The sequence below is a fragment of the Nonomuraea sp. NPDC050227 genome (genome assembly GCF_044459705.1).
Lineage (GTDB): Bacteria > Actinomycetota > Actinomycetes > Streptosporangiales > Streptosporangiaceae > Nonomuraea.
Genome location: NZ_JBITJF010000015.1, coordinates 40,375 through 57,760, shown reverse-complemented (window position 1 = coordinate 57,760; position 17,386 = coordinate 40,375). Strand labels below are relative to the sequence as shown.

General features: G+C 73.6%; 14 protein-coding genes. 7 read left to right on the top strand and 7 right to left on the bottom strand.

The features are described from left to right. Nucleotides 1–9: 9 nt before the first annotated feature. Nucleotides 10–609, bottom strand: coding sequence for a TetR/AcrR family transcriptional regulator (locus tag ACIBK9_RS43250; RefSeq protein ID WP_397164783.1), 600 nt, complete (start codon nt 607–609; stop codon nt 10–12). 72 nt (nt 610–681) lie between these two features. Between ACIBK9_RS43250 and ACIBK9_RS43245 the strand changes: the two genes are divergently transcribed. After that, nucleotides 682–1,485 carry a class I SAM-dependent methyltransferase gene (locus ACIBK9_RS43245; RefSeq protein ID WP_397164781.1) on the top strand — a complete coding sequence of 268 codons (804 nt, stop codon included), beginning with the start codon at nt 682–684 and terminating at the stop codon, nt 1,483–1,485. A gap of 71 nt (nt 1,486–1,556) precedes the next feature. After that, entirely contained in the window at nt 1,557–4,718 is a 3,162-nt protein-coding gene (locus ACIBK9_RS43240; RefSeq protein ID WP_397164779.1) for a hypothetical protein, read from the top strand. Between the two features lie 77 nt (nt 4,719–4,795). On the opposite strand, the gene ACIBK9_RS43235 is transcribed toward ACIBK9_RS43240, so the two are convergent. The 5 genes from ACIBK9_RS43235 to ACIBK9_RS43215 form a co-directional block, all read right to left on the bottom strand. Then, complete coding sequence (locus tag ACIBK9_RS43235) at nt 4,796–6,235, bottom strand: cation:proton antiporter (protein WP_397164777.1); 1,440 nt, start codon at nt 6,233–6,235, stop codon at nt 4,796–4,798. Nucleotides 6,236–6,285: 50 nt separating this feature from the next. Then, a complete protein-coding gene (locus tag ACIBK9_RS43230; RefSeq protein WP_397164776.1) occupies nt 6,286–7,494 on the bottom strand; it encodes a CynX/NimT family MFS transporter in 1,209 nt (402 codons plus the stop codon). Nucleotides 7,495–7,565: 71 nt separating this feature from the next. Beyond that, nucleotides 7,566–8,453: an ATP phosphoribosyltransferase gene (hisG, locus tag ACIBK9_RS43225; RefSeq protein WP_397164774.1), complete on the bottom strand. Its 888-nt coding sequence runs from the start codon at nt 8,451–8,453 to the stop codon at nt 7,566–7,568. 43 nt (nt 8,454–8,496) lie between these two features. After that, on the bottom strand, nt 8,497–9,201 hold the full coding sequence (locus ACIBK9_RS43220) for an SDR family NAD(P)-dependent oxidoreductase (RefSeq protein ID WP_352349610.1): 705 nt from the start codon (nt 9,199–9,201) through the stop codon (nt 8,497–8,499). Then, complete coding sequence (locus ACIBK9_RS43215) at nt 9,188–9,907, bottom strand: phosphoribosylaminoimidazolesuccinocarboxamide synthase (protein ID WP_352349612.1); 720 nt, start codon at nt 9,905–9,907, stop codon at nt 9,188–9,190. The genes ACIBK9_RS43220 and ACIBK9_RS43215 overlap by 14 nt, the downstream gene beginning before the upstream one ends. Nucleotides 9,908–10,132: 225 nt before the next feature. Here ACIBK9_RS43215 and ACIBK9_RS43210 point away from each other — a divergent pair, with 225 nt between their 5' ends. The 5 genes from ACIBK9_RS43210 to ACIBK9_RS43190 are packed head-to-tail and all read left to right on the top strand — an operon-like array spanning nt 10,133 to nt 16,592. Continuing rightward, on the top strand, nt 10,133–11,410 hold the full coding sequence (locus tag ACIBK9_RS43210) for an aminotransferase class III-fold pyridoxal phosphate-dependent enzyme (protein WP_397164772.1): 1,278 nt from the start codon (nt 10,133–10,135) through the stop codon (nt 11,408–11,410). Next, the gene (locus ACIBK9_RS43205; protein WP_397164770.1) at nt 11,403–12,458 is read left to right on the top strand and encodes a Gfo/Idh/MocA family protein; all 1,056 of its coding nucleotides are present in this window, start codon (nt 11,403–11,405) and stop codon (nt 12,456–12,458) included. The genes ACIBK9_RS43210 and ACIBK9_RS43205 overlap by 8 nt, the downstream gene beginning before the upstream one ends. A gap of 28 nt (nt 12,459–12,486) precedes the next feature. Beyond that, complete coding sequence (locus ACIBK9_RS43200) at nt 12,487–14,310, top strand: ABC transporter ATP-binding protein (RefSeq protein ID WP_397164768.1); 1,824 nt, start codon at nt 12,487–12,489, stop codon at nt 14,308–14,310. A 21-nt stretch (nt 14,311–14,331) separates the two neighbouring features. Further along, entirely contained in the window at nt 14,332–16,110 is a 1,779-nt protein-coding gene (locus ACIBK9_RS43195) for an ABC transporter ATP-binding protein (protein WP_397164766.1), read from the top strand. After that, nucleotides 16,107–16,592, top strand: coding sequence for an NUDIX hydrolase (locus ACIBK9_RS43190; protein WP_397164765.1), 486 nt, complete (start codon nt 16,107–16,109; stop codon nt 16,590–16,592). Before ACIBK9_RS43195 ends, ACIBK9_RS43190 begins: the two co-directional genes overlap by 4 nt. Here ACIBK9_RS43190 and priA read toward each other — a convergent pair. After that, nucleotides 16,589–17,326, bottom strand: coding sequence for a bifunctional 1-(5-phosphoribosyl)-5-((5-phosphoribosylamino)methylideneamino)imidazole-4-carboxamide isomerase/phosphoribosylanthranilate isomerase PriA (gene priA, locus ACIBK9_RS43185; protein ID WP_397164763.1), 738 nt, complete (start codon nt 17,324–17,326; stop codon nt 16,589–16,591). The two genes, ACIBK9_RS43190 and priA, sit on opposite strands and share 4 nt — an antisense overlap. Nucleotides 17,327–17,386: the final 60 nt, after the last annotated feature.

Sequence of the window (17,386 nt, the reverse complement as noted above, 5' to 3'; positions counted from 1 at the left end):
GGCGGGGGTTCAGAGCAGGCGGCGCTGGACGGCGTCGGCGATGGCCGTGGTGACGATCCACTCGACGACGGCGGCGTCGGGCGGGTCGTCCTCGCGGCCGGCGAACAGCAGGTGGGCGCTGCCGATCAGGGTGAGCGCGAGGGCGTCGACGTCGGCGTCGACCGCGATGCGGCCCATCTCGCGCTCGGCGGCGAGGTAGGCGGCGATCATGGTCGTGGCCTCGCCGAGCAGCGGGAGGCCGGCCGACCCGGCCTGGCGCAGGCGGGCGCGCAGGCCGTCGCGGGAGATGACGAGGCTGACGACGGCCACGGCGACCGAGCCGAACAGCTCCAGCAGCGCGAGGGTGAGGTTCCCCGCGACGGTGCCGGTGCCCGCGCTGGCCCGCAGGGCGGCGGACTGGGCCTCGACGCGGCGGATGCGGTCGGTCACCAGCTCGGCGAGGAAGGCGTCGAAGTCGGCGAAGTGGCGGTGGAGCACGCCCTTGGCGCAGCCCGCCTCGGTGGTGACCGCGCGGCTGGTCAGGGCGTTGGGCCCGTCGCGGAGCAGGATGCGCTCGGCGGCGTCGAAGAGCTGTTCGCGCACGTCGCGGAGGGCTATGCCGGTGGGCACCGGGCCGGTCTCCTTTCTCGGCGAATCCCGTTCAGGGTAGACGAGTGGGCACGTGCCCATTAGAGTGGGCGCATGCCCACTAACCCCTCCGAGAACGAGCCGCACCTGCACCGGCGGATGGCCGAGTCCTTCGGCGCCGACGCCGACCGCTACGACCGCACCCGCCCCCGCTACCCCGAGGAGATGGTGACCCGGATCGCCGGGTCGAGCCCCGGCCCCGACGTGCTCGACGTCGGCATCGGCACGGGCATCGCGGCCCGCCAGTTCCAGGCGGCCGGCTGCCGGGTCTCCGGCGTGGACGTGGACCCGCGCATGGCCGACCTGGCCCGGCGCGACGGCATCGAGGTGGACGTGTCCGCCTTCGAGTCCTGGGACCCGGCCGGGCGCACGTTCGACGCGGTCGTCGCCGGCCAGACCTGGCACTGGATCGACCCGGTCGCGGGCGCGGCCAAGGCGGCCCAGGTGCTGCGGCCCGCGGGCAGGCTGGCGCTGTTCTGGAACGTCTTCCAGACGCCGGACGCCCTGGCCGAGCCCTTCGCCGAGGTCTACCGCCGGGTGCTGCCCGACCTGCCGGCGCTCGGCCAGGCCGGCCCGGCCGTGGGCATGTACACGTCGCTGCTCGACAAGATCGCCGACGGCGTCCGGGCCTCGGGCGCGTTCGGCGAGCCCGAGCGGTGGGACTACGCGTGGGAGCGCGACTACACCCGCGACGAGTGGCTGGCGCAGGTGCCCACGCACGGCCCGGTCACCGGGTTGCCGCCGGAGCGGCGCAGCGCGCTGCTGGCGGGCATCGGGGCCGCGATCGACGCGGCGGGCGGCGCCTTCACCGTCCACTACGACGTCCTGGTGCTCACCGCCGTCCGGCGGGCTGAGTAGCCGTTACTCATGCGGTCATGGGAGCGCGCGCGGACGATCCTCCTCAGAGCGACACCCCAGGAGGAACCACCGTGAGCGTCACACATGGCATGAGAACCGGGCGGAAAGGGCCGGCGCGGTGGCGCGGGCGGCTCTCGTTCGCCGCGATCGGCGTGCTGGTCGCCGCCCTGATCCCGGCGCTGGCCACGCCGGCGTCGGCCGCGGTCCCCGGCTTCTCGCTGACCTTCTCCATCGACTATCTCCGCCAGATCGAGGACCCGGACAGCGGAGGCGTCGGCGACGGCGACTACTACCCGAAGGTCAGGATCGCCGACGGCCCGCTCGAAACGGGCCCGCGCATCGAGGACGACGAGTTCGAGCCCCTCGGCCTGCCCGAGGCACCCAACGGCTGGGTCTTCACCAAGTCCGACCTGCCCGGCGACCAGCCGACCGTGAACATCACCGTCGCCCTCTGGGACTATGACGGCGGCCTCAACACCAACGACGACCGCATGGACATCAGCCCCCAGAACGACGACCTCGACCTCGACCTCGTCTACGACGTGCGCTCGGGCACCCTGTCGGGCGACGGCGTGCAGTTCGGCACGCCGTGCGTCGACTCCCAGGGGCGGCAGAAGGGCCAGACGTGCGCCGAGGGCGACGGCGACCACGGCTTCCCCAGGGACAACGACGGCAGGAAGACCAGGATCGGCTTCACCGTCTCCACCGTGATGCCCGACACCGACCACGACGGCATCCCCGACCTCGTCGAGCTGTCCGGGATCCGCGACCGGAACGGCGGGGTCATCGCCGACCTCCCGGCGCTCGGCGCGGACCCGTGCCGCAAGACGATCGTGCTGCAGGCCGACTACATGGCCGACACCAGGCACTCCCACCGGCCCAAGCCGGACGCGATCACCCTGGTCCGGAACGCCTTCGACGCCGCGCCGGTCAAGGCCGAGAACCCGTGCCCGTACCCCGGGACGCACCGGGACGGCGTCGACTTCGTCTACCTCCAGGGCACGCAACTGCCCGAGCAGGCCGCCATGGGCCTGGCCGACGACAGCGACTTCCGCGACGCGCGCACCGCCGACTTCCCCGCCGAGCTGGCCAGGTACGCCCATTACGCGATCTTCGCCCACGACCTCGTCGTCACCACCGCGACCGGGAGCTCGACGTCGCCGGGCACGTCGGGGCAGTGCTGCGAGCCCACCAGGGACAACAACAAGGACTTCATCGTCACCTTCGGCTCGTGGCGGACGATGTGCGTGGCCGACTTCGGCGTGGACTACGGCGGCGACGGCCGGCTCCAGACCACCGCGGCGGGCGACGACGTGGTGATCGGCACCCAGATCCACGTGGGCCCGGATCGTACGTGCGACACCACCAGCGCGGACCCGACCGACCGGCAGGTGCTCACCGTCGGGACCGGCCGCGACGACGCCGAGGTCGGCACCGTCCAGGACCAGGCCGGGACCATCATGCACGAGCTCGGGCACGCTCTGGGCCTGCGGCACGGCGGCGACGTCAACGACCAGTGGAAGCCCAACTACCTCAGCGTCATGAACTACTTCTTCCAGTCGGGCATCCCCACCGGCCCGCCGCCGCTGCTGGTCAACCAGCTCAGGGACTGGAAGATCGGCGCGATCCGGGTCGGCTACTCCAGCGGCCGCCTGCCCCCGCTCACCGAGGGCACGCTGAACGAGTCCGCAGGCATCGGCGACGGCACCGACCACACCTTCTGGTGGACCGACAACCTCGCCAACCCCACCAGCACGTTCCGGCCGCTGCGCTCGGCCACAGGCAACGCGCCGATCAACTGGAACGACAACACCGCCCCCGGCACCGGCGCCCCGCTCATCGACACCGGGACGGTGAACGTGGACGTCAACGCCAGCGGCGGCAGCACGACCCTGCGCGACCACGACGACTGGGCCGCCGTCAAGTACCGGGCCGCGCTCTCGCCCGACGCCAAGGGCTGGGCCTGCAGCAGCTTCCCCGTCTCCGCGCCCACCTGCAGCGGCTCGGGCGGCGAGCCGGAGAAGGAGCTCGACTTCACCGCCGCCGTACGGCAGGAGATGTCGTTCTTCAACCTCTACGACCCCGACATCGTCACCGCCAAGAGCGTCGACAAGCGCGACGCCGAACCCGGCGACACCCTCACCTACCAGGTGAAGCTGGACAACGCCGGCACCGGCCCGGCGGCCTCCGTCGGCGTGACCGACACCCCGCCCACCGGGCCGGCCCAGGCCCGTCAGGTTCCCTACCTGGGCGCCGGGCGGTCCACGACCGAGACGTTCACGTACACGGTGCCGTGCGACACGGCCGACGCGGCCGTCCTGACCAACACGGCCACCGCCACCGCGACGGACACCGCCGGCGGCCCCGAGGCCGACACGGGCGACAACACCGCCAAGGCCGCCACCACCGTGCACGCGCCGCGGCTCACCCTGACCAAGACCGCCCCGGCCACGGTGAACGCCGGCGAGGCGATGACCGTCGGGCTGCGGGCGGCCAACGTCGGCAGCGGCAGGGCCACCGGCGTCGTCCTCACCGACACGCTGCCCAAGGAGGTCTACTACAGCGGCGCGCTCGACCGCGGCACCGGCCCCCGGCCCGGGACGGTCACCCGCAACCCGGACGGCACCACCACCCTGACCTGGACGCTCGGCCCCCTCGACCCCGGCGCGGACGTGTCCTTGGGGTTCACGGCCAGGCCCGGCCTGCTGTTCACGAAGGGCGCCGAGCTGCCCGACACGGCGGCCGCCGCGTACCGGAACGCCAACGGCTGCGTCTACGAGCCCGCCACGGCGTCCGCCACGACGACCGTCACCGAGGTCGCCCCGACCCGCGACCCGCGCTCGCACGGCTACTGGAAGACGCACCAGGAGGCTCGCACCGCCGAGTTCCTGGCCCGCGTCCAGGCCACCGACCAGCGCTTCGACAGCCAGGCGGACGGCGAGCTGGCCGACGCCGAGGCCGTCGCCGCGCTGTCGGCCGGCGGCCCGCAACCGGGGCCCGTCCGGTTCCAGCTGCTGGCCACGCTGCTCGACCTGGCGGCCCGGCAGGTCAACGCGAGCACCCGGCTCGACTCGCCGCTCGTCCGGCGGCTCGGGGTGCGCACGGTCGGCGAGGCGGTCAGGTACGCCTTCGCCACCCTCGCCCTGCCGCCCGGCGGCGCGGCGGCCGGGCGCTACTCCGACACCACCTCGATGCTCGACGAGCTCGTGAACAACCGGAGCGAGGCCTACTGACCCCGCCATGAGGGCCCCATGAGGACGCCGCCATGAGGGCCCCGCCACGACGCCGCCATGAGGACGCCGCGGCCGGCTCAGGCCGGTTGCGGCGTCCGCGGCTCGGCCCTGGCCGGGGCGTAGAGGCCGAGGCGGCGCAGGGCCGGCGCGGTCATCATGGTGGTGATCAGGGCCATCAGCACGAGCACCGTGAACGTGCCGGGCGCGATCAGTCCCATGCCGAGCCCGGTGCTGAGCACGACGATCTCGGTGACGCCACGGGCGTTCATGAGCACGCCGAGCCCGAGCGCGAGTCGCCCCGGCATGCCGCCCGCCCAGGCGATCACCCCGGCCGCGCCCAGCTTGCCGAGGACGGCGGCCACCAGCAGCACCGCCCCGCCCAGCAGCACCACCGGATGGCCGAACGCCAGATGCACGTCGGTGCGCAGCCCGATCGAGGCGAAGAACACCGGCAGCAACATCGCGCGGTTGAGCGAGCCCAGGCGTTCGGGCACCGCGCCGAGCACGGGGGCGTCGCGGGGGAAGGCCACCCCGGCCAGCAGGGCGCCGAAGATGGCGTGCACGCCGATGGCGTCGGTCGCCGCAGCCAGGGCGAAGATCAGGCCCAGGACCAGCGCGAGCGCGGCCGGAGCGGGCAGCCGGCGGGCGGCGTGCCGGGCCGCCAGGGCGGCGAGCGCGGGGCGTACGACGAGGGTCACGCCGAGGACCAGGGCGGCGGCCAGCCCCAGCGAGGTCAGCACGCCCGCCGGGGAGCCGGCGTGCGCGAGGGCGATCACCGCGGCCAGCGCGCACCAGGCGAGCACGTCGGCCAGCCCCGCGCACAGGATCGCCAGCGAGCCCAGCCGGGTGACGGTCAGCCCGGCCTCCTGGAGGATCCTGGCCAGCACGGGGAACGCGGTGACGCTCAACGCCGTCCCGGCGAACAGGACGAACGCCGTGCCCGACGCCGACGGCCCGGCGAGCGCGCCGGCGAACGGGACCGCCGCGACCGCTCCCAGGGCGAACGGCACGGCCGTCATCGCCAGCGCGGCGACCCCCACCACCACGCGCTGCCGGCCGAGGGCGGCCGGGTCGAACTCCCGCCCCACCGTGAACATGAAGACCGCCAGCCCGGCCTGGGCCAGCAGTTCGAGCTGCGGCGCGACCCAGCCGGGCAGGATCAGCGCGGACACCCCCGGCGCCAGCGAGCCCAGCGCGGACGGCCCGAGCAGCAGCCCGGCCACCATCTGCCCCACCACGGACGGCTGGCCCGCCCGGCGTGCCAGGACGCCGCCCAGCGAGGCCAGCCCGCCGATGACCGCCACGGCGAGGAACAGCCGCAGGATCGACTGGGCGGGCGGCACTCCGGCGGGCGCGGCCGGCGCCGCCGGATGCCCCGGCTGCTGCGCGCCAGGCCCGAACACCAGCACCATCGACACGCCCGCCACGGCGATCAGCAGCAGCGCGACCGCCAGGCCCCGGGCCGGGGCGGGCAGCAGGGCCTGTTCGGTGTCGTCGAGCGGGTCGTGTCCGCGCATGGTCGCACCTTCCTGCGTATCCCGCGATGGGCTCCCGGCCCTTCGCCGGGTCAGTCGGCGGCTGGGAGCGGCCGGGCCGCCCGCCGGCCGATCAGCAGCAGGGCGCCGACGGCGGCGACGATGCCGACGGCGATGACGGGGATCAGGGCCCGATAGCCGAGCTCGCTCGCCACCAGGCCGAACAGCGGGGGACCCAGCAGGGAGCCGAGGCTGCCGGCCTGGGCGATGACGCCGTTGCCGACGTCGGCGTGGTCGAGGCGCTCCAGGATGAGGGGGAGCGCGGCGAAGACCAGGGCGCCGAGGAAGCCGTTCTCCATGGAGATGACGCCCGCGCCGGTGAGCGCGCCCCCGGCGGAGCCGCCGGCGTACAGGATCCAGGCGGCCGGCACGACGAGGAAGCCGGACAGGGCCAGCACGCCGACCCGTACGCCCCTGCGCAGCAGGACGCCCACCGCCAGCCCGCCGGCCACGCCGAGCAGCGAGATCACCGAGGTGAGCGCGCCCGCGGCGGCGGCCGAGCGGCCGTACTGCTCGATGAGCAGCGTGGGCAGCAGCACGATCACCGGGATGGTCACCAGCGCGGTCAGGCAGAAGGCCGCGGCCAGCACGCCCGGCCAGGTCAGCGCCCGCGCCCGGGGCACCGGCCCGGCCGCCTGCGCCGCGCCGCCGCGCGGCAGCCGCGCCCACGTCACCGCGGCGACCAGCAGCGTCAGCCCGGCGATCAGGCCGGTCCAGCCGCGCCACCCCAGCGCGTCGCCGGCCGCGCCGCCGGCCAGCGTGCTGGCCCCCAGCCCGACCGGGACGAACGTCGCCCAGACCGACAGGGCGGTGCCCCGGTCGCGCTCGTGGGCCAGGCGCAGGATCAGGGCCGGGCAGGAGATGGTGACCAGGACGTAGCCGACGCCCTCGACGCCGCGGGCGACGAGCAGCCAGGCGAAGTCGTTGGCCGCCATGCTCGCCGCGCCCGCCGCCGCGATCAGGACCAGCCCGGTGACCAGCGACCGCCCGGTGCCGAAGCGGCGGACGAGATAGCCCGCCGGCAGGCCGACCGCGGCCCCGACGCCGACCACCGCCGAGATCACCCAGCCCAGCTCCGACAGCGACAGCCCGAGCTGGGCCGCCATCCCGGGCCCGACCGAGGAGAACTTGCCGAGGCTCATCGCGCCGACGACCCCGCCGACGTAGACGAGCAGGATCGTCAGCCAGGGGGAGCGCCGCGGGGACGCCTCCGTGATCTTCGCCGCCGACCGGGGGTCCATGAGTCTCCTTCGCACTGCGCTCCGCGGGCCAGGGTTCCCACGTCCGATCTTCGCCATGCCGGCGGCGCCGATCAACCCGCTTCCCCCGTGGCGAAGATGCCGATGCCCGACTCGGTGACGTTGACGGCCCCGGCCGACAGCAGCGCGTCGATCGTCTGGGGCACCTCCCGCCTGGGCAGGACGCCCTGGAGCACGACCATGGTCCCGTCCGCGAGGTCGGCGCCCGCGCGCCACGACCGGTCCGGCATCGCGGGCACCACCTCGGCCAGCCGGTCGGCGGGGGCGCGCACGGTCAGCAGCACGTGGGCCGGGCCCACCCAGGCGGCGCGCAGCAGCAGGGCGAGGTTCCTGATCACGCCGCGCCTGGCCGGGTCGGCGTAGGCGGCCGGGTTGGCGACGAGCTGCGCGCCGCAGGTCCGCACGGTCTCGATGACGCGCAGGTCGTTCTGGCGCAGCGAGTGGCCGGTCTCCACGACGTCCATCATGGCGTCGGCCAGCTCGGGGATCTTGGCCTCGGTCGCGCCGTAGGACACGACCACCTCGGCCCGGCGTCCCGCCTCGCGGAAGAAGCGGCGGCCGATGTTCGGGTACTCGGTGGCCACTCTGACGCCGTCGTCGAGGTCGGCGGCGCTGCGGGCCGGATGGCCGGACGGCACCGCGAGCACCAGCCGCCACGGCCGTTCGGTGTTCCTGGAGTAGTCGAACGACTCCACCACCTCGACCTCGGCCCCGGTCTCCTCCACCCAGTCGGCGCCGGTCAGCCCGAGGTCGAAGGTGCCGTCGCCGACGACCAGGGGGATCTCGCGCGGCTTGTAGAAGGCCACGTGCGACACGCCGGAGTGGTCCACCGTGCCGCGGTAGGAGCGGTCCGAGCGCCGCCGCACGGGCAGCCCCGCGGTCGCGAACAGCTCCAGGGCCCGCCGCTCCAGCGAGCCCTTCGGCAGGGCGAGCGAGATCATGATTCCTCCTGACGGGCGCGGCGGGGACGGCGGGGCGGCGGGGTCACACGTGCAGCAGCCGGTCGATGCCGACGACGGGCGGCTCGGGCAGGGAGGACGGCCGCACCTCGATCTCGCCCACCACGAGGTCGTCCGGCCATGAGTCGACGATGGTGGCCACGCAGCGGGCCACCGACCGGGTGCTCATCTTGTGCGGCGAGCCGTCGCCGTCGAGGTTGGCGATGGCGCCCGGCGAGACCAGGCAGGCGCGCACCCCGTTGCGGCGCTCCTCCAGCAGCAGCGTCTCGACCAGCGCCTTCAGCCCGGCCTTGGTGGCGCTGTAGGCGGCCCCGCCCTCGAAGTACCGCGTCCCGGCGTGGCTGCCCATGGCGACGAACATCCCGCCGGCGGCCCGCAACGCCGGCAGGACGGCTTTGAGCAGGTGGAAGCAGGCGCTCAGGTTGATCGCGACCAGCCGCTCCCAGTCCTCGGCGCGCAGGTCGGCGATCGGGTCGAGCACCCGGTCCACCGCGTTGGACACGCAGACGTCGAGCCGGCCGGCCGCGCCGAGCACCTGGGCGGTCGCCTCCGCGATCTGCGCCGGGTCCGCCAGGTCGCACCTGTGCTCGCCGAGCCAGTCCTCGCCCGCGAGCGAGCGGTTCAGGGAGAAGACGCGGTAGCCGCGCTCGCGCAGCTCCTCGGCGATGGCCCGCCCGCTGCCCCGGTTGCTGCCGGTGACCAGCGCGGCCGGGGTCTCATGTGATGACATCAAGGACGCGGCTCCACTGGTTCACGATCTCCTCGCCCGCCACGCCGTCCCGGAACAGGTCCTTGTCCAGCGGGGAGCCGTCCTGGTGGCGCAGGCGCATGCAGTCCTGGGAGATCTCGGAGATGACGGTCAGCCCGCCGTCGGCCGTCCGGCCGAAGATGAGGCAGAAGTCCCACACCTCCAGCGGGCGCAGCCAGGACCGCAGCACGTCGTTGACGGCGAGGGACAGCTCGCGCATCTCCTCCACCGGCAGGCCGAGCGCGCGCAGGTAGTCCTCGCCGATCGGCTGGTCCTCGGGGTCGGTCCGGTAGTCGAACTTCACGACCGGGCGCGGCAGCGGGGCGCCGTCCTCGAACAGGCCGGGGTACTTGCGGGTGGTCGATCCGGTGGCCCGGTTCTTCACGATCACCTCGAACGGCGGCGCCGGGCAGTAGTCGGCCACGTACGAGTCGGCCGAGACGCGTTCCCGGAACGCGCACGGCACGCCGGCGTCGGCCAGCCGGGCCGCCGCCCTTTCGTAGAAATCGAGCCGGAGCGGCCCGGTGCGCTCGACGATTTCATCGCGGTGGTACGTGAAACTGCGCAGGCTGGGGATTATCTGCACCAGGCACCGCCCCTCGGGCAGCAGCCACAGACGCTTACTGCGCCCGACGATATCCGGCTCGCCCCGGCCGGCCGGAGTTCCCGGATCTGATCCGTTATCCACGTCGCCTCCATCCGCCGACAATGGCCCACACAACTTGATATTGCGGGCACCTCGCTGTCAAGGCGGCGTGACCCTGGGAAAAGGAGCACTTGACGTGGCTCTCGCGGTCTTGATATGTCGTCCGCCCTTGCCTGGAGCACTGGAAGAAAGAGTACTTGACGGGTCCCGGCGACCGGACGGTACTGTCTTCAGAAATTGAAATTCCCGAGCCTAATTAGAATCCCAATGGGGGGAGGATCGTTGTCGGAATATGAGCGCATAGCTCACTCGAAGATCACGCGTAAGTTCAGGTCCGCGGGGCAGCAGCTCTTGTTCTCGCGGGGGCGGCGGGGCGAGGTGTCCGACGCGAACGGCGTACCGTACATCGATTTCGTCATGGGTTATGGCCCAGTGATAATCGGTCACGCGGACGCCCAGTTCAACGAAATTCTCTGTGGTTATCTCGGCAACGGAGTCATGCTGCCGGGCTACACCACGTTCCACCAGGAATACCTCGACCGGCTGCTCGGCGAGCGGCCCGGCGACCGCGGCGCGTTCTTCAAGACCGCCTCCGAGGCGGTCACCGCCGCCTTCCGGCTGGCCGCGATGCGCACCGGGCGGCTCGGCATCATCCGCAGCGGCTACGTCGGCTGGCACGACTCCCAGATCGCCGACTCGCTCAAGTGGCACGAGCCGCTGCACTCCCCGCTGCGGGAGAAGCTGCGCTACACCGACGGCATGCGCGGCGTCGGCGAGTCCGAGCCGGTGGCCAACTGGGTGGACCTGCGCCTGGAATCCCTCGCCGAGCTGCTGGAACGGCACCGCGGCCGGCTGGGCTGCTTCGTCTTCGACGCCTACCTGGCCTCCTTCACCACGGCCGACGTGCTGCGCCAGGCCGTCGCCATGTGCCGCGAGGCCGGCCTGCTCACCGTCTTCGACGAGACCAAGACCGGCGGCCGGATCTCGCCCCTCGGCTACGACCACGACAACGCCCTCGGCTCCGACCTGATCGTGATCGGCAAGGCGCTGGCCAACGGCGCCCCGCTGAGCATCCTGGCCGGTGACGCCGACCTGCTCGCGCTGGCCGAGAAGGCCCGGCTGAGCGGCACGTTCTCCAAGGAGATGATCGCCGTCTACGCGGCGCTGGCCACCCGCGACATCCTGGAGAAGCCCGTCGGCGACTCGCCGGACGGCTGGGCCGAGCTCGGCCGGATCGGCACGCAGGTGGCCGCCGCCTTCACCGCGGCCGCCGCGGACGCCGGGGTCGAGGCCCTGGTGGGCGCCCGTCCGGTGCTCGGCGGCGGCATGTTCGAGCTCGTCTACCACGACGTGGGGCTGCTGGGCGACAAGGAGCGGCGCGAGTCGCTGCTGGCCGAGCTGGCCGGGGTCGGCATCCTGCTGCTCGAAGGGCACCCGTCCTTCGTGTGCCTGGCCCACCGCGACATCGACTGGGGTGACCTGCGCGACCGGGTGCGGCAGGCGTTCGAGGCGTGGAGCGCGCCCGCGGGGGCCGGCCGTGGCTGACCTCCTGCGCCTCGCCCTGGTCGGCTGCGGCCGCCAGATGCAGCAGAACCTGTTCCCGTTCCTGCAACGCATCCGCGGCCACCAGGTCGTGGCCTGCGTCGACCCCGACCTGTCGCTGGCCGCCGACGTGCAGTCGCTGGCCGGCGGCGCGACCTGCGTCTCCTCGGTGGACGAGCTCGACCTGGAGATGGTGGACGCCGCCGTGCTGGCGGTCCCGCCGGAGCCGTCGTACCTGCTGGTCCGGCAGCTCGCCGAGCGCGGGGTGGACTGCTTCGTCGAGAAGCCGGCCGGGCCGTCCACGCCCGCGCTCCAGGACCTGGAGCACGTGGTGCGGCGCAGCGGGCGGCACGTCCAGGTGGGCTTCAACTTCCGCTACGCCGAGACCCTGCAGCGGCTGCACGAGCTGAGCGAGGGGATCCGGGCCACGCCGTGCTCGGTGACCATCGACTTCTACAGCCGCCACCCGTCCGCGCCGCAATGGGGGGTGGACACCACCCTGGAGGCGTGGATCCGGCACAACGGGGTGCACGCCCTCGACCTGGCCCGCTGGTTCGTGCCGTCGCCGGTCGTCCAGGTGGACGCGCACGCCATCGCCAGTGACGCCGACCGGTTCCAGATCAACCTGTTCCTGCGCCACCACGACGGCTCGCTGTCCACGCTGCGCATGGGCAACCACGTCAAGCGGTTCATGGTGGGCGTCACCGTCCAGGGCATGGACGGCAGCCGGTACAGCGCGCCGTCGCTGGAACGGGTGACGCTCGAACTGTCTGACGGCGTGCCGTACGGCCAGGAGCTGCACGCCACCCGCAACCTGGACCACGGGTGGGGGCGCAGCGGCTTCGGGCCGGAGCTGCAGGCGTTCGTGGACGCCTGCGCGCAGCGGTCGGCCGAGCCCCAGACGGGCGGCCGTCCTCCGGTCAAGGGCGTGCCGTCGGTCTCCGACGCGCTGGCCGCCTCCGCCCTGTGCGACCGGGTGATGGCCGAGCTCAACACCGCCGCGACGAACGGCCTCGGCCTGCTGACCGGGTCCGTCCGGGCCTCGGCCTAGGCCGGGCCGCCGACGAGGAGGGGGAGGAATGACCGAGCGGGCGCGACCGGCCGCGGGCGGGCGGCCGGTCGCGTCGCGGGATCCGGCCGGGTCGCCTGATCCGGCGGCCACGCGGGATCAGGCCGCCGCACGGGATCGGGCCGGGTCGCGGGGGGTGGGCCGGTGGATCGCCGGTCACCTGCGCCGGCACCGGCCGTCGCTGCTGCTGTTCACCGTGGCCGCCGCGGCGGCGAGCCTGTGCTCCACGCTCGTCCCCGTGCAGATCGGCGCGGCGTTCGCCGAGGCCACCGGCCCCCGCCACGACCTCGGCGCGGTCGGGGTGGCGGCGCTGGCGGCCGCGCTGCTGGCGGCCGGCCGGTTCGTCGCCGACCTGCTGTCGAACGGCTCGATGGAGGTCGTCGCCCAGCGCGTCAAGCGGGACGTGCGCGACGAGCTGTACCGCAGCCTGCTCACCAAGCGCATGGCCTTCCACGACCAGCAGCGCATCGGCGACATCCTGGCCCGCGCCATCAACGACGCCAGGCTCGTCGACTACATGCTCAGCCCCGGGGCCGCCACCGCCGCCAACGGCGTGCTGGCCCTGCTGGTGCCGATCCTGTTCATCGCCTCGCTGGACCCGCGGCTGCTGCTGGCCCCCGGCGTGCTGGTCCTGGTCTTCGCCTACGCGCTGCGCTACCACCTGCGCCGGCTCTACCCGCTGGTCATGCGCACCCGCGAGACCTTCGCCGACCTCAACGAACGCTTCTCCACCACGCTGTCGGGCATCGCCACCGTCAAGGCCGCCACGCAGGAGGACTTCGAGCGGCACGCCCTGAGATCGGCCGCCGCCGCCTACCGGGACGCCTTCGTCCGGCGCGGCCGGGCGCAGGCGGTCTACCTGCCCGCGCTGAGCTTCGCCCTGGCCATGGTGACCGGCTCCCTGCACTCGCTCTACCTCTACTCGCAGGGCGAGCTGGCGCTGTCCCAGGTGGTGACCTACCTCGGCTGGCTGCTGCTGTTCGCGCAGCCCGTCACCATGTCCGAGCAGGCCGTGCCGGTCATCCAGGAGGGCTTCGCGGCCGCCGCGCGCATGCGGCAGATCATCGACGGCGCCCCCGGTGAGCGCGAGGACACCCGCGGCGACACGGCCGCCGTCGAGGGCACGATCACCTTCGACCGGGTGTCGCTGCGCCACGAGGGCCGCGACATCCTGCGCGAGGTCTCCTTCCACCTGCCCGCCGGCCGCACCCTCGCCGTCGTCGGCCCCACCGGCAGCGGCAAGAGCATGCTGATCAAACTGGTCAACCGCATGTACGACGCCACCGAGGGCCGGGTGCTGATCGACGGACGTGACGTGCGCGAGTGGGAGCCCGGCGCGCTGCGCCGCCAGATCGGCCACGTGGACCAGGAGATCTTCCTGTTCTCCAAGAGCGTGCTGGACAACATCGCCTTCGGCGCCCCGCACGCCGCCGGGTACGAGGACGTCCTGCGCGTCGCCAAGCAGGCGTGCGCGGACGAGTTCGTCCAGGGCATGGCCGACGGTTACGCCACCGTGCTCAACGAGGGCGGCACGACGTTGTCCGGCGGGCAGCGGCAGCGGCTGGCCATCGCCAGGGCCCTGCTGACCGAGCCGCGCATCCTCACCCTCGACGACGCGACCAGCGCCGTGGACGCCCGTACCGAATCGGCGATCACCGAGGCGATCGAGCGCGCGACGGCGGGCCGCACGACGGTGCTGGTCTCGCACCGCCCCGGCCAGATCCGCCGCGCCGACCTCATCCTGCTGCTGGACGGCGGCCGGGTCGTCGACCAGGGCTCGCACGACGAACTGATGGCGCGCTGCGCGCTCTACCGGGAGATCTACAGTGGCTGACGCCCAGGATCGGCGGCGCCCGTGAGCGACCTGTTCGCGGGCCTGCACGCCGACGCCTACGACCGCGTGTACGGCAACCGCCGCCTGCTGGCCCGCATCCTGCGGCAGCTGCGCGCCCACCGCGCCGGCATGATCGGCTCGGCCCTCCTCGTCGCGGGCTCGGTGCTGCTGACCGCCTCCGTGCCGATCGTCGTCTCCCGCCTGATCGACCAGGCCGGCGGCGGCAGCGGCCCCGGCCTGCTGCTGTGCCTGTTCGTGGTCGCGGCGGCGGTGCTGGCCTGGGCGATGAACTGGGCCCGCCAGGCGATCACCGCGCGGCTGGTGGGCGGCATGGTCTACCAGTTGCAGTGCGAGGCCGCCGACGCCGCGCTCGCCAAGGACGTCGCCTTCTACGACGAGAACTCGGTCGGCAAGGTGCTCAGCCGGGTCACCGGCGACACCGAGGGCTTCGGCTCGGTGCTCACCCTCACCCTCAACCTGATCAGCCAGCTCTTCCTGGTGGTGCTGCTCGGCGGCGTGGTGTTCTGGATCGACCCCGGCCTCGGCCTGGTCATCCTGGCGGCACTGCCGTTCCTGCTGGGCACCGCCCTGGCCTTCCGCCGGGTGGCCCGCACGGCGGCGGCCGCCACGCGGCGGGTGATGGCCAAGGTCAACGCCAACGTGCACGAGACCATGCTCGGCATCGCGGTCGCCAAGAGCTTCGGCCGCGAGCGGGCCGTCCACGACGACTTCGACGACGTCAACCGGCTGTCGTACCGGGTCTACGTCCGGCAGGGGCTCATCTACGCGGTCATCCTGCCGGTCCTGACGCTGCTGGCGGGCCTGGCCACGGCGGTCGTGCTGTACCAGGGCGGGCGGTTCGCGGCGATCGGCAGGCTCTCGGCGGGCGAGTGGTACTTCGCCCTCCAGGCGCTCGGCATGCTCTGGCAGCCGGTCACCCAGGCCGCCTCGTTCTGGAGCCTGTTCCAGCAGGGGCTGGCCGCCGCCGAGCGGGTGTTCGCGCTGATCGACAGCGACCACGCCGTCGTCCAGAGCGGCAACGCGCCGGTGACCGAGCTGACCGGCGCGATCGAGGCGCGCGGCCTGCACTTCCGGTACGGCTCCGGCGCCGCCGTGTTCCGCGACTTCGACGTGCGCCTCGCCGCCCGCGAGACGGTGGCGGTCGTCGGGCACACCGGCGGCGGCAAGTCCACGCTGGCCAAGCTGATCGCCCGCGCCTACGACTTCCAGGGCGGCGAGCTGCTGGTGGACGGCCGCGACATCCGCACCCTCGACCTGCGGGCCTACCGGCGGCGGGTGGGCGTCGTCCCGCAGCACCCGTTCATCTTCGCCGGCACGCTCGCCGAGAACATCGCCTACGGCCGCCCCGGCGCCGGCCGCGACGACGTCGTCCGGGCCGTCGAGCGGATCGGCCACCGCGTGTGGGACCGCAGCATGCCGATGTCCCTGGACGACCGCCTGGCCGCCGGCGGGCAGGGCGTGTCGGTCGGGCAGCGGCAGCTCATCGCCCTGGCCAGGATGTTCGTCCGCGAGCCGGACATCCTGCTGCTGGACGAGCCGACCGCCAGCGTCGACCCGCTGACCGAGCGCGGCATCCAGGACGCGCTGGCCCGGCTGTGCGCCGGCCGCACGGTCGTGGTGATCGCCCACCGGCTGTCCACCATCCGGCGCGCCGACCGCGTCCTCGTGCTGCACGGCGGCGAGATCGCCGAGCAAGGCCGGTTCGACGAGCTGCTGCGCCGCGACGGCCCGTTCGCCGAGCTCTACGCCACCTACTACGCGCACCAGGAGACCGCATGACCTGCGCCCCCCATCCGGCGGAGTTCGAGCCGATCCAGCGGGAGGCGTCCGCCACGGGCGTGCGCTGCGTGGTCGGCGCCGTGCTGATCAACCCGCTCGGCGAGGTGTTCCTGCAACGGCGGGCGGCCCACGTGCGGCTCTTCCCCGGCTGCTGGGACATCGTCGGCGGGCACGTCGAGCGGGGCGAGACGCTGTGCGCGGCGCTGGCCAGGGAGATCGCGGAGGAGACCGGCTGGCGGCTGCTGCGGGTGGGCGGCCTGGTGGACGTCTTCGACTGGACCGGCGGCGACGGCGGCCTGCGCCGCGAGATCGACGTGCTGGCCACGGTCGAGGGCGACCTGACCCGGCCCACGATCGAGCAGGACAAGTTCGACGAGGCCCGCTGGCTGGACGGCGACGCCCTGCGCCGCCTGGCCGCCGAGTCGCCCGGCTCGGGCATGGTCGAGCTGGCCCTGCGCGCGCTGGCCATGCGGCCGGTCTAGGACTCCGGTTTGCGTACCGCGTCCAGGGCCTGTCGCAGGGTGAACCGGCCGGCGTACAGCGCCTTGCCCACGACCACGCCCTCGACGCCGAGCGGGGTCAGGGAGGAGACGGCGCGCAGGTCGTCCAGGCTGGAGATGCCGCCGGAGGCCACGACGGGCCGGCCGGTGGCGGCGCAGACGTCGCGCAGCAGCTTCAGGTTGGGGCCGCCGAGGGTGCCGTCCCTGGCGATGTCGGTGACGACGTACCGGGCGCAGCCGGCCGCGTCGAGGCGGGCCAGGGTCTCGTACAGCTCGCCGGCGTCGCGGGTCCAGCCGTGGCTGCGTACGGTGGTGCCCCAGACGTCCAGCTCGACGGCCACCCGGTCGCCGTGCCGGGCGATGACCTGCGCCACCCACGCCGGACGCTCCAGCGCGCCGGTGCCGAGCACCACCCGGCCGCAGCCGGTGGCCAGCGCCGCCGCCAGGCTCGCGTCGTCGCGCACGCCGCCGCACAGCTCGACCGGGATGTCCAGGGCGCCGACGACCTCGGCGATCCGCGCCCGGTTGGAGCCGGTGCCGAAGGCGGCGTCCAGGTCCACCAGGTGCACCCAGTCGGCGCCCGCGTCCTGCCAGGCCAGCGCCGCGTCGAGCGGGTCGCCGTACCAGGTCTCGGATCCGGACTCGCCGCGCAGCAGGCGGACGGCCCGGCCGCCGCGCACGTCGACGGCGGGCAGGAGGGTCAGGTGTGTGGACACTCGTCGTTTCCTCTCCCGTGAACCCCCCTTTTCCATCATCGCGAACACTGGTCAGGAAGC

Bases quoted from the DNA above. Each gene is read 5' to 3' on its own strand.
- ACIBK9_RS43245 (WP_397164781.1), top strand. From the start codon at position 682: ATGCCCACTAACCCCTCCGAGAACGAGCCGCACCTGCACCGGCGGATG.
- ACIBK9_RS43190 (WP_397164765.1), top strand. From the start codon at position 16,107: ATGACCTGCGCCCCCCATCCGGCGGAGTTCGAGCCGATCCAGCGGGAG.
- ACIBK9_RS43220 (WP_352349610.1), bottom strand. From the start codon at position 9,201: ATGTCATCACATGAGACCCCGGCCGCGCTGGTCACCGGCAGCAACCGG.
- ACIBK9_RS43235 (WP_397164777.1), bottom strand. From the start codon at position 6,235: ATGCGCGGACACGACCCGCTCGACGACACCGAACAGGCCCTGCTGCCC.
- hisG (WP_397164774.1), bottom strand. From the start codon at position 8,453: ATGATCTCGCTCGCCCTGCCGAAGGGCTCGCTGGAGCGGCGGGCCCTG.
- ACIBK9_RS43200 (WP_397164768.1), top strand. From the start codon at position 12,487: ATGACCGAGCGGGCGCGACCGGCCGCGGGCGGGCGGCCGGTCGCGTCG.
- ACIBK9_RS43230 (WP_397164776.1), bottom strand. From the start codon at position 7,494: ATGGACCCCCGGTCGGCGGCGAAGATCACGGAGGCGTCCCCGCGGCGC.
- ACIBK9_RS43210 (WP_397164772.1), top strand. From the start codon at position 10,133: ATGGGGGGAGGATCGTTGTCGGAATATGAGCGCATAGCTCACTCGAAG.